This is a genomic window from Crossiella sp. CA-258035 (assembly GCF_030064675.1).
Classification (GTDB): domain Bacteria; phylum Actinomycetota; class Actinomycetes; order Mycobacteriales; family Pseudonocardiaceae; genus Crossiella.
The window spans coordinates 3,766,828-3,779,476 of the sequence record NZ_CP116413.1; the positions used below are offsets into that span (position 1 = coordinate 3,766,828).

A 12,649-nucleotide genomic window follows, 5' to 3' on the forward strand; every position below is an offset into this window, starting at 1 on the left:
CAACGAATGGACCCTGCCATGCACAAGTCAACGGTGATGCGTGCACTGCTCATCACGACGTCCTCGGCCCTGGTGGCCACCGCCGCGGCCTACCCTGCCACCGCCGCCGCACCAGCCGCCGCGCAGGCGGAGGAGCTGGACCGCGGCCTGATCAGCGTGCACACCGGTAACGGCAACTTCCTCAGCTGGCGGCTCGCGGCCGGGGAAGCCCCTGCCACCGCGTTCGTGGTCTACCGCGACGGCAAGAAGGTGACGCCGGAACCGGTCACCCGCACCAACTTCCAGGACACCGGAGCCTCAGCCGAGGCGGTCTACGAGGTGCGCCCGGTGGTCGACGGTGTGGAGTCGGCGCGCACCGGCCCCGCGACGCCGCCGTTGCGGATGGCCGCGCACACCGAGGGCGAGCTCGGCGTCACGGCCAGCACGCGGGACGTGCCCTTGCAGATCCCGCCGGGCGGTTCGACCTCCTCCGGCGCGTACACCTACGAGGCCAACGACGCCAGTGTCGGGGACCTCGACGGTGACGGGCAGTACGAGATCGTGCTGAAGTGGAACCCCACCAACGCCAAGGACAACGCCCACGCCGGCCACACCGGCAACACCATCCTGGATGCCTACAAGCTGGACGGCAGACGGTTGTGGCGGATCGACCTGGGGCGCAACATCCGCTCCGGCGCGCACTACACCCAGTTCCAGGTCTTCGACTACGACGGCGACGGCAAGGCCGAGCTCGCGGTCAAGACCGCCGACGGCACCCGCTCGGGCACCGGTCAGGTGATCGGCAACGCCAATGCCGACCACCGCAACTCCAGCGGCTACGTGCTGGCCGGACCGGAGTTCCTGACCGTGTTCCGCGGCTCCGACGGCGCGGTCCTGGACACCGAGAACTACGTCCCGCCACGCGGCAACGTCTCCGACTGGGGCGACAACTACGGCAACCGGTCCGACCGGTTCCTGGCCGGAACGGCCTTTGTGGACGGTGCGCGGCCGAGCATCATCATGGCGCGCGGCTACTACACCCGCGCGGTGGTCTCGGCGTGGGACTTCCGCGGCGGTCAGCTCACCCGCCGCTGGACCTATGACTCCGGCCGCAGCGGTGGCGCCTACGGGCAGGGCAACCACAACCTGTCGGTGTCCGATGTGGACGGTGACGGGCGGGATGAGATCATCTACGGCTCGGCCACCATCGACGACAACGGCACGCTGATGTACCGCACCGGTTTCGGCCACGGCGACGCCCTGCACGTCAGCGACCTCGTCCCCAGCCGACCCGGCCAGGAAGTCTTCACCGTGCACGAGTCGGGCAACCAGCCCGCGATGGACGTCCACGACGCGCGCACCGGCCAGGTCATCTACCGCGCGCCGGCGTGCAACTGCGACAACGGCCGAGGCGTGGCCGCGGATGTGTGGGCGGGCAGCCCCGGCGCGGAGATCTGGTCCGGCGCGGTGGGCGGGCTGCGCAGCGCGGCCAACGGCAACCAGGTCGCCGCGCGCAAGCCGGGCTCGCAGAACTTCGTGATCTGGTGGGACGGCGACGCCCAGCGCGAGCTGCTGGACGGCACCCAGATCAGCAAGTACGGCACCGGCGGCGACACCCGCCTGCTGACCGGTTCGGGGGTCTCCGCCAACAACGGCACCAAGTCCACCCCGGTGTTGCAGGCCGACATCCTGGGTGACTGGCGGGAGGAGGTCATCTGGCGCACCAGCGACAACCGGGCGCTGCGGATCCACTCCACCACCGCCCCGACCACCATCTCCCGGGCCTCGCTGATGCAGGACCGCCAGTACCGGCTGGCCGTGGCCTGGCAGAACACCGCCTACAACCAGCCGCCGCACGCGAGCTTCCTCAACCCGTGACGCCCGAACCACACCCACGGAGTCAGCCATGACCATGCAACGACGTGCTTTCCTGCGTGTTGGCGCGGCCGGAGCGGCGGGCCTCGGCCTGGGCCTGCTCGGCGCCGGACAGGCGCTGGCCACCAGCCCGCTGGCCACCGCGCCCACCAAGCCCTTCGCCGTCGGCGTGCGCCAGTACAACTGGATGCGCGGCAACCGGCAGGTGACCACGTTCATCTACTACCCGGCCAAAGGCACCCCCGGCGGCAACCCGGTGACCAACGCGCCCGTCGCCGACGGCGTCTTCCCGGTCTGCGAGTACACCCACGGCCTCGGCGGCAACCCACAGACCACCCAAGCGCCGGTCCGCCCCCTGGCCGCGGCAGGCTTCATCGTCGCGACGCCGGTCTTCACCAGGCACGGCATCGGGGAGGCCTACAACGGCAACCTGTCCAAGGACGTCTCCGAGGTCATCAGCCGGACACTCGCGCTCAACACCGGCAACGACCCGTTGGCAGGCCACATCAACGCCGCGCCCGGTGTCGGCGTGTCCGGCCACTCCATGGGCGGCATGACCACGCACGGCCTGCTCACCATCGCGCCCGACCCGCGGATCACCGCCGCGATCCCGATGGCCTGTGTGGACATGGGCAACCCGAGCAGCTCGGTCAAGGCCAAGGTGTTGTTCATCCACGGCGACCGGGACACCACCTGCCCCTACTCCTCCGCCCGCCAGGCCTACCGGGAACTGCCAAGCCCCAAGGCGTTCCTCACCTACCGCGGCGGGGATCACGGCGGGTACCTCGGTGGCGCCCGGACCCGCAACACGGTTCTGGACTGGATGCGCTGGAGCCTCTACGGCGACACCGCGGCTCGCGACCGGCTGCCTGCCGGCGCCTCCTCCAGCGGCACGATCTGGGAGTCGGTGCTGCGATGAGGGGCAACCACCTCCGGCGGGCCGCGGTCGTGGCGGTCAGTGCGCTGCTGCTCAGCGGCGCACTGCCCGCCGCGGCGGAAACCGGGACGGTCACGGGCAATCCCGCGCTGCCCGGCCTGACCGCCGACCCGCACCTCACCGCCGCCGGTGGCCGGTTCTACCTGTACCCGACCACCGACGGCTTCCCCGGCTGGGGCGGCAGCACCTTCTCCGCCTACTCCAGCACCGACCTGGTGCACTGGCGGAACCACGGCGTCATCCTGGACCTGGACAAGGACATCTCCTGGGCGGACAAGTTCGCCTGGGCCCCGGCGATGGCGCGCAAGAACGGCAAGCACTACTTCTACTTCAGCGGCGGCAAGGCCACCGGCGACACCGGCAAGCACCTCGGTGTCGCCGTCTCGGACTCACCGACCGGCCCGTTCAAGGACGCGCTGGGCAAACCCCTCGTCCCCGCCGGGACCTACGGCGGTCAGATGATCGACCCGATGGTGTTCACCGACGACGACGGCCAGAGCTACCTGTACTGGGGCCAGGGCGGTTCCCACCAGGTGCCGCTCAACCCGGACATGGTCTCCTTCGACCCGGCGAAGGTGCGCACGCACAAACCCCAGGACTACAACGAAGGTTCGTTCGTGTTCAAGCGCAAGGGCACCTACTACTTCATGTGGTCGGAAGGGGACACCCGCAGCGAGGACTACCGGGTTGCCTACGCCCCCGGCCCGTCCCCGCTCGGCCCGTGGACCAAGCGCGGAGTCATCCTCAGCAAGCGGCTGGACCAGGGCATCAAGGGCACCGGGCACCATTCGGTGGTGCGCGCGCCCGGCTCTGACAACTGGTACATCGCCTACCACCGCTTCGCCATCCCTGGCGGAGACGGCACGCACCGGGAGACCGCCATCGACCGGATGCGCTTCAACCGCGACGGCAGCATCCAGCCGGTGGTGCCCACCCTGACCGGCATCAACCCGGTCCGCAGATAGGAGGCGTGGGTGGCGGCCATCTGTAGTCTCGATCGGTAACCAGCTACCTCTTCGTGACCAATGGATGGACGCCACCCATGCCCGAGCACCCGGCCTTCGACGTGATGACCAGGACCTGCCCTTCGCGGACCTCGCTGGCCCGGATCGCGAACAAGTGGACGGCCATGGTGGTGATCGCGCTGGGCACCCGGCGGATGCGCTTCGGCGACCTGCGCGGCACGGTCGAGGGCATCAGCGGGAAGGTGCTCACCGAAACCCTGCGCGACCTGGAACGCGACGGGCTGGTCAGCCGCCACGCCTACGCCGAGATCCCGCCCAGGGTCGAGTACGAGCTGACCGCGCTGGGGGAGACGCTGCACGAGCCGCTGCACGCGCTGGGGCGCTGGGCCGAGCAGCACGCCGCCGAGGTGCTCACCGCCCGCGAGGCCTACGACCGCCAGTCCTGAGTGGACACTTCTTCTGGTGACGCCGGTCACATATTCGCTTTAGTTACGTTGAGGTAACTAGTTACGAATAGTCACTATTGGCCAGTACCTGGAACTCACCCCAAGGAGATCTCCGATGGCCGAGTCTACTGGCCCCCTCGCCGTTGCCACCAAGTACTTCGACGCGTTGTCCGCCAAGGACTTCGCCACCGTCGCCGGCATGTTCGCCGATGACATCGTCTGGCACCAGCCGGGCGGCAACCAGTTCTCCGGCGTCCACCGCGGCAGTGCCGCGGTCGGCGAGATGATCGGCGCCATGATGGCCGTCAGCGAAGGGACCTTCGCGCTCTCGGTGACCGCGACCCCCATGGCCAACGGGTCGGTGGTCGCGGCGCCGGTGCACTTCACCGGTCAGCGCGCGGGCGCGACGATGTCCCAGCTCGGGCTCGACCTGCTGCGGATCGCAGGCGACCGGATCGCCGAGGTGTGGCTGTTCTCCCCGGACCCGGCGGCCGAGGACGCCTTCTGGGGCAAGGGCTGAGCCGAGCGGAAGGCTGACCGGCGCCAGCATCCATTGTGGACTGCCGGTCAGCTTGTAGGGTTGGCGACCGTGGAGATGCTGCACCTGCGCTACTTCCTCGCGGTGGCCGAGGAGCTGAACTTCGCCGCCGCGGCGCGCAGGCTGCACATGGCGGCCTCCCCGCTGAGCCAGCGGATCAAGGACCTGGAGCACGAGCTGGGACAGCAGCTCTTCGACCGGGACACCCACCACGTCGCGCTCACCCCGGCCGGGGCCGCGCTGCTGCCGATGGCGCGCGAGGTGCTGGAGCGGGTCAACTCCATCCCGTGGCGGCTGCGGGAGGCGACCGGGCAGGGTCGCGGCACCGTGTTCCTCGGCCTGCCCTCCGGCGTGCACCCGGACCTGCGCGAGCGGGTCAACGAGCTGGCCGGGCGGGTGCGCGAGCGCTTCGAGCTCAAGCGGTGGCCGGGCGCGACCCCCGACCTGGTCACCGCGGTGCGCGAGGGCAAGCTGGCGCTGTCCCTGGTCCGGCTGCCGGTGGCCGACCCGGCGCTGGAGCTGCTGCCGGTGATGTCCGAACGGCTCGGCGCGGTGGTGCCCGCGGACGCCTTCGCCGGGCGGGACTCGGTCACGCTGGCCGAGCTGGCGGACCTCTCCTATGTGGCTGGTCCGGCCGGGGAGATGCCCGGCTACTTCGAGCAGCTCGACGGCCGGTTGGCCGAGCTCGGGGTGAAGAAACGCATCCGGCTGACCGGCGCCGGATATGGCGGAGTTTCCGAGCTCATTTCCGAAGGACTCGCTTTCAGTATTTCCATGCTCGATTCGCGAAGTCCCATGCACGGCTACAAGCTGGCGAACGTGACGGTGCTGCCGTTCACCGATTTCCATCCGCGCCTGGACACCGGCCTGCTCTGGCGGCATGACCGGGCGCACGGCGGTGACCTCGACGAACTCATTTCCGCTGCTCGTGAGGTCTTCGGCGAACCGCTCGAAGCCTGACAAATGGTATGACCGCTGTGGTCATACCATTGTTCGCGATATGAACATTCCCATTCTTTCCGTTCGCGCCTAGGTTCGTTCGTAGAACAACTGAACCGGCGCGAAAGGACGAGCAATGACCGAGCTCACCGGCGCCACCGGCCCACTGGACGGTGTGCGCGTGATCGACCTCTCCACCGTGGTGATGGGCCCGTACGCGGCCCAGATCCTCGGTGACCTGGGCGCCGACGTGATCAAGATCGAGTCGCCCGCGGACACCGCGCGGGTGGGGCACTACCGCACCACGCCGGGCATGACCTCGCTGCACCTCAACGTCAACCGCAACAAGCGCAGCGTCGCGCTCAACCTCAAGGACGAGACCGAGCGGGCCACCGCCCTGGCGCTGATCGGCACCGCGGACGTGGTGATCACCAACATGCGGCCCGGCGCGCTGAGCAGGCTCGGCATGAACTACGAGGACCTCGCCGAGGCCAACCCCGGCCTGGTCTACGCACACGCCCAGGGCTTCCGCGGCGACTCCGAGCTCGCCGGCCACGCCGCCTACGACGAGACCGTGCAGGCCGCCTCCGGCCTGGTCGACATCGCCAACCGCGCGCTGGGCAAGCCGGTCTACCTGCCGACCATCCTGGCCGACAAGGTCTCCTCGCTGACCATCGTCTACAGCGTGCTCGCCGCGCTGGTGCACCGCGACCGCACCGGTCAGGGCCAGCGGATCGAGGTCCCGATGACCGACACGCTGCTGGCCTTCAACCTGGTCGAGCACCTGGCCGGGCACGTCTTCGAGCCGCCGCAGGGCGAGACCGGGTTCGCGCTGTCGATGACCAAGGGCCACCAGGCGGTGCGCACCAAGGACGGCTTCGCCTGCGTGATCCCGTACAACCCGCAGAACTTCCGCGACTTCTTCGCCGCCGCCGGACGACCCGACCTGGCCGCCGACCCCAGGGTGAACGGACAGGCCGTGGACAGCGCCGACCACGAGGCCCTGGCCGCGCTGATCGAGGAGTGCGCCCCCGCGCTGACCACCGCCGAATGGGCCGAGGTGTGTGCCAAGCACAGCATCCCGATGGCCCCGGTGCTGGAGCTGGACCGCGCGCACGAGGACCCCTACGTCCGCGACGGCCACCTGCTGGACACCGTCGAACACCCCACCGAGGGCCCCATCCGCGCCATCGGCATCCCGGTCCGCTTCGCCGCCACGCCCGGTTCGATCCGCCGCCTGGCCCCGGTGCCCGGCCAGGACACCGCGGAGGTCCTCGCCGAGCTCGCCATCCGCTGAACCCGGGCAGCAGAAGGAAGAACGTCATGAGCACCACCGAAGTACGCGTCGAACGGATCGGCAGCACACTGCTGATCACCCTGGACCGCCCGCAGGCCCGCAACGCCGTCAACGCCGCGGTCGCCACCGGACTGGCCGCCGCGCTGGATGAGCTGGAATCCGATCCCGCGCTCCGGGCAGGCGTCCTCACCGGCGCGGAGGGGACCTTCAGCGCGGGCATGGACCTCAAGGCCGCCCTGCGCGGCGAGTCGCCGGAGATCCCCGGCCGCGGGTTCGGCGGCCTGACCGAGACCGAGCTGACCAAACCGCTGATCGCCGCGGTGGAGGGCTTCGCCATGGGCGGCGGGTTCGAGCTGGCGCTGGCCTGCGACCTCATCGTGGCCGCCGAGGACGCGCGGTTCGGCCTGCCCGAGGTCAAGCGCGGCCTGGTCGCCGCGGGCGGCGGAGTGATCCGGCTGCCCCAGCGCATCCCGCACCACCTGGCCATGGAGCTGTTGCTCACCGGCGAGCCGGTCACCGGCCGCCGCGCGGGCGAGCTGGGCCTGGCCAACCGGGTCACCGCGCCCGGCGAGGCCGCCGCGGTCGCCCTGCAATTCGCCGAGCAGCTCGCGCTCAACGCCCCGCTGGCGCTGGCCGCGGTGAAGACCATCGTGCGCGCCGCGCACGGCGTGCCCGAGCCCGCTGCCTTTGCCGCGCAACGGAAGCACCTGACCCAGCTGATGGCCTCGGCCGACGTCCGCGAGGGCATGACCGCCTTCGCCGAGCGCCGCGCCCCGCAGTGGACGGGGGAGTGAGATGAGGATCAACGACGTCCGGCAGCGGGTGACCACCCCGCTGACCAGCCCGGCCTTCCCGCCGGTGGTGCCCAGGTTCACCGACCGCGAGTACCTCAACATCGTCTACCGCACCGACCCCGAAGCACTGCGGGCCGTCGTGCCGGAGCCGCTGGAGATCGACGAGCCACTGGTCCGGTTCGAGGTGATGAAGATGGGCGATGTCAGTGGGTACGGCCCCTACACCGAGGCCGGCCAGGCGATCCCGGTGACCTTCGACGGTGAGCGCGGCGAGTACCTGCACGCCATGCACCTGGACAACTTCCCGGCCACCGCCTCCGGCCGCGAGGTCAGCGCCTACCCGAAAACCGTTGGCGCGCCACGACTCTACGTGGACAGCGGCGCACTGGTCGGCACCCTGGACTACGGCACGTTGCGGGTGGCCACCGCGACCATGGGCTACAAGCACCACGAGCTGGACCCGCGCACGGCCGAGGAACAGATCACCGTGCCCACCTTCATGCTCAAGACCATCCCCGGCTACGACGGCACGCCCAGGGTGCAGGAGCTGGTGCGCACTGAGATCACCGACCTGGTGGTCAAGGCGGCTTACACCGGTCCCGCCCGCCTCCAGCTGTTCCAGCACGTGCTGGCCCCGCTGGCCGACCTGCCGGTGCTGGAGGTCGTCGCCGCCAGCCACATCCTCACCGACCTGACGCTCGCCCCGGTCAAGCCGGTCTTCGACTACCTGAAGGGAGCACGGTCATGAGCCAGCAGTTCCGCACCGCCGCGGTGATCGGCGCAGGCACCATCGGCCTGTCCTGGACGGCGCTGTTCGCCGGACACGGCCTGACCGTCCGGGTCAGCGACCCGCGGCCGGACCTCGCCGAGGCCGTCGCCGCCGCGCTCACCGAGTTCGGCCCACACCTGGCCGCACAGGGCCTGGACGTCACCGGCCTGGCCGAGCGGGTCCAGCTCGCCGACAGTGTCGCCGAGGCCGTCCGGGACGCGGATGTGGTGCAGGAGAACGGACCCGAGCGCGTCGAGTTCAAGAAGGACCTGTTCGCCACCCTGGTCCGGGAAGCGCCGCAGCACGCGCTGCTGCTGAGCTCTTCCTCGGCCATCCCGTCCTCGGCCTTCACCGGCGAGCTGGCGGCGGCGGACCGGATCCTCATCGGCCACCCGTTCAACCCGCCGCACCTCATCCCGCTGGTGGAGGTCGTGCCCGGCGAGCGCACCAGCGAGCAGTCGGTGGTCGCCGCGGTGGACTTCTACACCTTCCTCGGCCGCACCCCGGTGGTGGAGCGCAAGGAGATCCCCGGGTTCGTCGGCAACCGGCTGCAGAACGCGCTCAGCCGCGAGGCGATCTACCTGGTCGAGCAGGGCGTGGTGACACCGGAGGACCTGGACCGGGTGGTGACCAGCTCGCTGGGCATCCGCTGGGCCACGGTCGGGCCGTTCCTCGGCTCGCACCTGGGTGGTGGCCCCGGCGGTTACCGGCACATGGCCGAGCACATCGGCAAGTCGATGAAGCAGCTGTGGGCCGGTCTCGGCCAGCCCTCGCAGGACGAAGAACAGCAGGAACGGCTCATCGAAGCCGTGGAGAAGGCTTACGGCTCCTCCACGTACTCGGCACTGGCCGAGGCGCGCGACCGCAAGCAGATCGCCGTGCTGTCCGCTTTGGACAGTGCCAGCAAGGAGGAGAACTGAGATGAGCATGGAACCGCTTGCCGACCAGCTGACCGCCGACTTCTACAACTACGAGACGCTGCTGGCCGACGAGGAGCGCAAGATCCTCCTGCAGGCCCGTGAGCTGATGCGCGAGCAGGTCCGCCCGCTGGTGAACGAGAACTGGGCCAAGGGCGAGTTCCCCCGCGAGCTGATCGACATCTTCCGCGGCAGCGGGCTGGCCGGACTGCCCTACGAGGGCTACGGCGAGCACCCGGCCGCCGCCAGCCACCTGCTCAACGGCATGCTGGCCATGGAGATGACCCGCGTCGACGCCTCGGTGGCCACCTTCTTCGGTGTCCACAATGGACTGGCGATGTACTCCATCCACGCCGGTGGCGACCAGGAGCAGCGCGACCGCTGGCTGCCCGCGATGGCAGCCATGGACAAGATCGGCGCGTTCGCGATGACCGAGCCGCTCGGCGGTTCCGACGTCGCCGGTGGCATGCGCACCACCGCCAAGCGGGACGGCGACACCTGGATCCTCAACGGCGCCAAGAAGTGGATCGGCAACGCCACCTTCGCCGACTACGTGGTGGTGTGGGCACGCGATGTGGACGACAACCACGTCAAGGGATTCGTGGTCGAGAAGGGCACGCCGGGGTTCAGCCCGGTCAAGATCGAAGGCAAGATCGCCTTCCGGATCGTGGAGAACGCCGAGATCACCCTGACCGAGGTCCGGGTGCCGGAGGCCAACCGCTTGCAGCGGATCAACTCCTTCCGCGATGTGGCCGAGATCCTGCGCGCCACCAGGGGCGGGGTGGCCTGGCAGGCGCTGGGCGTGATGATCGGGGCCTACGAGCTGGCCCTGGACTACGCCAAGGAGCGCAAGCAGTTCGGCCGCCCGATCGCCCGTTTCCAGCTGGTGCAGGACCTGCTGGTGAAGAGCCTGGGCAACATCACCGCCAGCTGGGGCATGCTGGTGCAGCTGGCCAGGTTGCAGGACGCGGGGATCTTCCGCGACGAGCACTCCGCGCTGGCCAAGGCGTTCGTCACCGCGCGGATGCGGGAGGTGGTGGCCTGGGGCCGGGAGATCTTCGGCGGCAACGGGATCCTGCTGGAGCACGACATCGCCCGGTTCTTCACCGACGCCGAGGCGATCTACTCCTTCGAGGGCACCCGCGAGATGAACACCCTGATCGTGGGCAAGTCGATCACCGGGCAGAGCGCCTTCGTGTGACCGGGACGAGTCGAACAGCCGGTGGCCACGGTCACCGGCTGCTCGGCCTCGGGCTGGGCCTGGCCGAGCGACCCGAGGTCACCGCGGTGCTCTGCGGCTGTCCGTGCACTACGCCAACGCCGAGCGCAACACCGGGCACGCCTACAACACCGACGTGATCAGCCGGTGGCTCGACATCACCGAGACCGGCGGCGGCAGCAGGCGCGAGGTGTACCGGCACAACTACGCCTGGGACAACTTCTGGACCCACCCCACCCCGCTGCGCCTGAGCACACCCGGCGGCGCACTGGTGCTCGGCAACGCGTCTGGCCCCGGACCGCGCGTCGACCGGGTGGAGCTGGCCAGGTTCGCGCTGAGCGTGCACAACACCGCTTGACGGTTGTTGACCGGAACTCAATGAGCCGGTGGTACGGCGGCTTCCTGTCCTGAAAAGTTCCGCACAATGCGAAATCGGCCCGGATCCAGCTGACAGGGGCCGGGCGGGCCGAGTTCTACTGACGGGGCCCCGCACGGAGTCGGCGCGGGCGCCCGGTGAGGTGGACTGCTCCCAGCCCAGTACCACGCACCGGATGACTGAGGGTCGCCGGCTCCAGGGGCGGCCGCCGGGCTCACCATCCCCGGCGGCCGCCCCGCAGACCCACCAGCCGGGAGCCGGATTCCCTTACGAGCTGTGGTCGGCCGGGCACGGTACGGCGCGGTGGTCGCCGACGGTTCGGAGTACCGCTCGCCCCGATACTTCGGGCGGTTTGCGTCAGAATCGGCCGATTTTGATCGAATGTCCTTTTCCCGCAACGGTTCGTGGGGAAAGTCCCTAGGGCTAAGCCCGGCGGACGTCACCGGGCTCGATTCGGCGGTTCGGCGGGACACGATCAGCGCGCAAGGGGCAGATCCCTCTTCAGGAGAGTGCCGATGAGTGTGCTGAACGTGGATCCGGTCGCCCGGATCGAGGACCTGGTGGTGTGGTCGGACGAGCTGGTTCAGCAGCGGAGCCCCGGGGACCGGGAACCACTGCGCCTGCTGCTGCGGGATATCGCGGCGCTGTACGTCCACGTGGCGCGGCACCGGGAGCAGCCGGTGGCCCACCGGGAGCGGATCCAGGCGGCGGCGCGGACCGCGGGAGTTGCCGGGGACGAGCTGCGCGAGGTGGTCCGGCGCCTGACCGACGAGGCGATCCGGCGCACGCCCGAACCGGCGCCACTGCTGGCGGCCGCGCACGCGGTGCTGGCCGACCTGGCCTGCGCGGGCCCGCCGCGCCTGGCCAGGGTGCGGCGGCTGCTCAACGGTGAACCGCCGGAGCGGGAGATCCGCCTGCCCGCGCCGGAGTACACGGTCGTGGTGTTCCGGGCCGGCCAGCTCGGCCCGGCCGGTGTCGCCGGTCTGCTGGCTGAGCTGGACGGGCAGCTGGTGGACGGGCAGGAGGTGCTCGCGGGTTGTCACGGCGACCACGCGGTCCTGCTGGTTCCCGGGAGCACGGGGGAGCAGCGGGTCCGGCGGCTCGTCGCCGACCTGCTGCCCAGCCCGCTGTGCGCGGCCATGGCCACTTGCGGACCGAGCACCCTGACCGCCGGCTACGACCAGGCGGCGAACGTGCTGGCCCTGGCACTGGCCGCGGCTCGCGGACCGGGTTTGTACGGCATTGACGACTTCCTCATGGAGTACGCGGCCATGCGCGATCCCGCGGTGTCCGCGCGGCTGGTCGCCATCGTGCGGCCGTTGCTCGGCAGCGACCGGTTGTACGAGACGCTGACGGCATTTGTCCGGTGCGGCCACAACCGCGGCCGCACCGCACGGGAACTGTTCGTGCACCGGACCACGGTGGACTACCGGATCCGGCGGATCGCGGAGATCACCGGATATGACCCCACCAGCGGCCAAGGCGGCCAGGTGCTGGCCGCCGCCGTGACCATTTTCGCGCTGCGGGCTCAGCGAACTGCGAAGAACGAAAGGGAAGGCTAGGTGCGACCGCCTGGGGCGACCATCAGGCCCCGCACC

At 70.0% G+C, this 12,649-nt stretch carries 13 protein-coding genes; all 13 read left to right on the plus strand.

Going from position 1 to position 12,649, the window contains the following annotated elements; all coding sequences use genetic code 11:
- The first annotated feature begins 18 nt into the window (after positions 1 to 18).
- The 13 genes from N8J89_RS17275 to N8J89_RS17335 all read left to right on the plus strand — a co-directional run bounded on the left by N8J89_RS17275 (position 19) and on the right by N8J89_RS17335 (position 12,613).
- Positions 19 to 1,857 carry a rhamnogalacturonan lyase gene (locus N8J89_RS17275; RefSeq protein WP_283665379.1) on the plus strand — a complete coding sequence of 613 codons (1,839 nt, stop codon included), beginning with the start codon at positions 19 to 21 and terminating at the stop codon, positions 1,855 to 1,857.
- 28 nt (positions 1,858 to 1,885) lie between these two features.
- On the plus strand, positions 1,886 to 2,773 hold the full coding sequence (locus N8J89_RS17280; RefSeq protein ID WP_283665380.1) for an alpha/beta hydrolase family protein: 888 nt from the start codon (positions 1,886 to 1,888) through the stop codon (positions 2,771 to 2,773).
- Entirely contained in the window at positions 2,770 to 3,756 is a 987-nt protein-coding gene (locus tag N8J89_RS17285) for a family 43 glycosylhydrolase (protein ID WP_283665381.1), read from the plus strand. The genes N8J89_RS17280 and N8J89_RS17285 overlap by 4 nt, the downstream gene beginning before the upstream one ends.
- 77 nt (positions 3,757 to 3,833) lie before the next feature.
- Positions 3,834 to 4,202: a winged helix-turn-helix transcriptional regulator gene (locus N8J89_RS17290; RefSeq protein ID WP_283665382.1), complete on the plus strand. Its 369-nt coding sequence runs from the start codon at positions 3,834 to 3,836 to the stop codon at positions 4,200 to 4,202.
- Positions 4,203 to 4,317: 115 nt separating this feature from the next.
- Positions 4,318 to 4,722: a nuclear transport factor 2 family protein gene (locus tag N8J89_RS17295; RefSeq protein WP_283665383.1), complete on the plus strand. Its 405-nt coding sequence runs from the start codon at positions 4,318 to 4,320 to the stop codon at positions 4,720 to 4,722.
- 69 nt (positions 4,723 to 4,791) lie between these two features.
- Positions 4,792 to 5,700, plus strand: coding sequence for a LysR family transcriptional regulator (locus N8J89_RS17300; protein WP_283666189.1), 909 nt, complete (start codon positions 4,792 to 4,794; stop codon positions 5,698 to 5,700).
- A 115-nt stretch (positions 5,701 to 5,815) separates the two neighbouring features.
- The gene (locus N8J89_RS17305) at positions 5,816 to 6,976 is read left to right on the plus strand and encodes a CaiB/BaiF CoA transferase family protein (RefSeq protein ID WP_283665384.1); all 1,161 of its coding nucleotides are present in this window, start codon (positions 5,816 to 5,818) and stop codon (positions 6,974 to 6,976) included.
- 26 nt (positions 6,977 to 7,002) lie between these two features.
- On the plus strand, positions 7,003 to 7,770 hold the full coding sequence (locus tag N8J89_RS17310) for a crotonase/enoyl-CoA hydratase family protein (RefSeq protein ID WP_283665385.1): 768 nt from the start codon (positions 7,003 to 7,005) through the stop codon (positions 7,768 to 7,770).
- 1 nt (position 7,771) lies between these two features.
- Positions 7,772 to 8,518, plus strand: a complete 747-nt coding sequence (locus N8J89_RS17315) for an acetoacetate decarboxylase (RefSeq protein WP_283665386.1) — start codon at positions 7,772 to 7,774, stop codon at positions 8,516 to 8,518.
- Entirely contained in the window at positions 8,515 to 9,459 is a 945-nt protein-coding gene (locus tag N8J89_RS17320; RefSeq protein WP_283665387.1) for a 3-hydroxyacyl-CoA dehydrogenase NAD-binding domain-containing protein, read from the plus strand. Before N8J89_RS17315 ends, N8J89_RS17320 begins: the two co-directional genes overlap by 4 nt.
- A gap of 1 nt (position 9,460) precedes the next feature.
- Positions 9,461 to 10,657 (plus strand): acyl-CoA dehydrogenase family protein, encoded by a 1,197-nt coding sequence (locus tag N8J89_RS17325; protein ID WP_283665388.1) that lies wholly within the window; start codon positions 9,461 to 9,463, stop codon positions 10,655 to 10,657.
- A gap of 103 nt (positions 10,658 to 10,760) precedes the next feature.
- Complete coding sequence (locus tag N8J89_RS17330; RefSeq protein ID WP_283665389.1) at positions 10,761 to 11,033, plus strand: carbohydrate-binding protein; 273 nt, start codon at positions 10,761 to 10,763, stop codon at positions 11,031 to 11,033.
- Positions 11,034 to 11,566: 533 nt separating this feature from the next.
- Positions 11,567 to 12,613 carry a PucR family transcriptional regulator gene (locus tag N8J89_RS17335; RefSeq protein WP_283665390.1) on the plus strand — a complete coding sequence of 349 codons (1,047 nt, stop codon included), beginning with the start codon at positions 11,567 to 11,569 and terminating at the stop codon, positions 12,611 to 12,613.
- The last annotated feature ends 36 nt before the right edge of the window (positions 12,614 to 12,649 follow it).

What these genes read in the sequence shown, in the direction of transcription:
- N8J89_RS17310 (WP_283665385.1), top strand. Translation starts at nt 7,003, where the DNA reads ATGAGCACCACCGAAGTACGCGTCGAACGGATCGGCAGCACACTGCTG.
- N8J89_RS17280 (WP_283665380.1), top strand. Translation starts at nt 1,886, where the DNA reads ATGACCATGCAACGACGTGCTTTCCTGCGTGTTGGCGCGGCCGGAGCG.
- N8J89_RS17335 (WP_283665390.1), top strand. Translation starts at nt 11,567, where the DNA reads ATGAGTGTGCTGAACGTGGATCCGGTCGCCCGGATCGAGGACCTGGTG.
- N8J89_RS17295 (WP_283665383.1), top strand. Translation starts at nt 4,318, where the DNA reads ATGGCCGAGTCTACTGGCCCCCTCGCCGTTGCCACCAAGTACTTCGAC.
- N8J89_RS17315 (WP_283665386.1), top strand. Translation starts at nt 7,772, where the DNA reads ATGAGGATCAACGACGTCCGGCAGCGGGTGACCACCCCGCTGACCAGC.
- N8J89_RS17275 (WP_283665379.1), top strand. Translation starts at nt 19, where the DNA reads ATGCACAAGTCAACGGTGATGCGTGCACTGCTCATCACGACGTCCTCG.
- N8J89_RS17285 (WP_283665381.1), top strand. Translation starts at nt 2,770, where the DNA reads ATGAGGGGCAACCACCTCCGGCGGGCCGCGGTCGTGGCGGTCAGTGCG.
- N8J89_RS17325 (WP_283665388.1), top strand. Translation starts at nt 9,461, where the DNA reads ATGAGCATGGAACCGCTTGCCGACCAGCTGACCGCCGACTTCTACAAC.
- N8J89_RS17305 (WP_283665384.1), top strand. Translation starts at nt 5,816, where the DNA reads ATGACCGAGCTCACCGGCGCCACCGGCCCACTGGACGGTGTGCGCGTG.
- N8J89_RS17320 (WP_283665387.1), top strand. Translation starts at nt 8,515, where the DNA reads ATGAGCCAGCAGTTCCGCACCGCCGCGGTGATCGGCGCAGGCACCATC.
- N8J89_RS17290 (WP_283665382.1), top strand. Translation starts at nt 3,834, where the DNA reads ATGCCCGAGCACCCGGCCTTCGACGTGATGACCAGGACCTGCCCTTCG.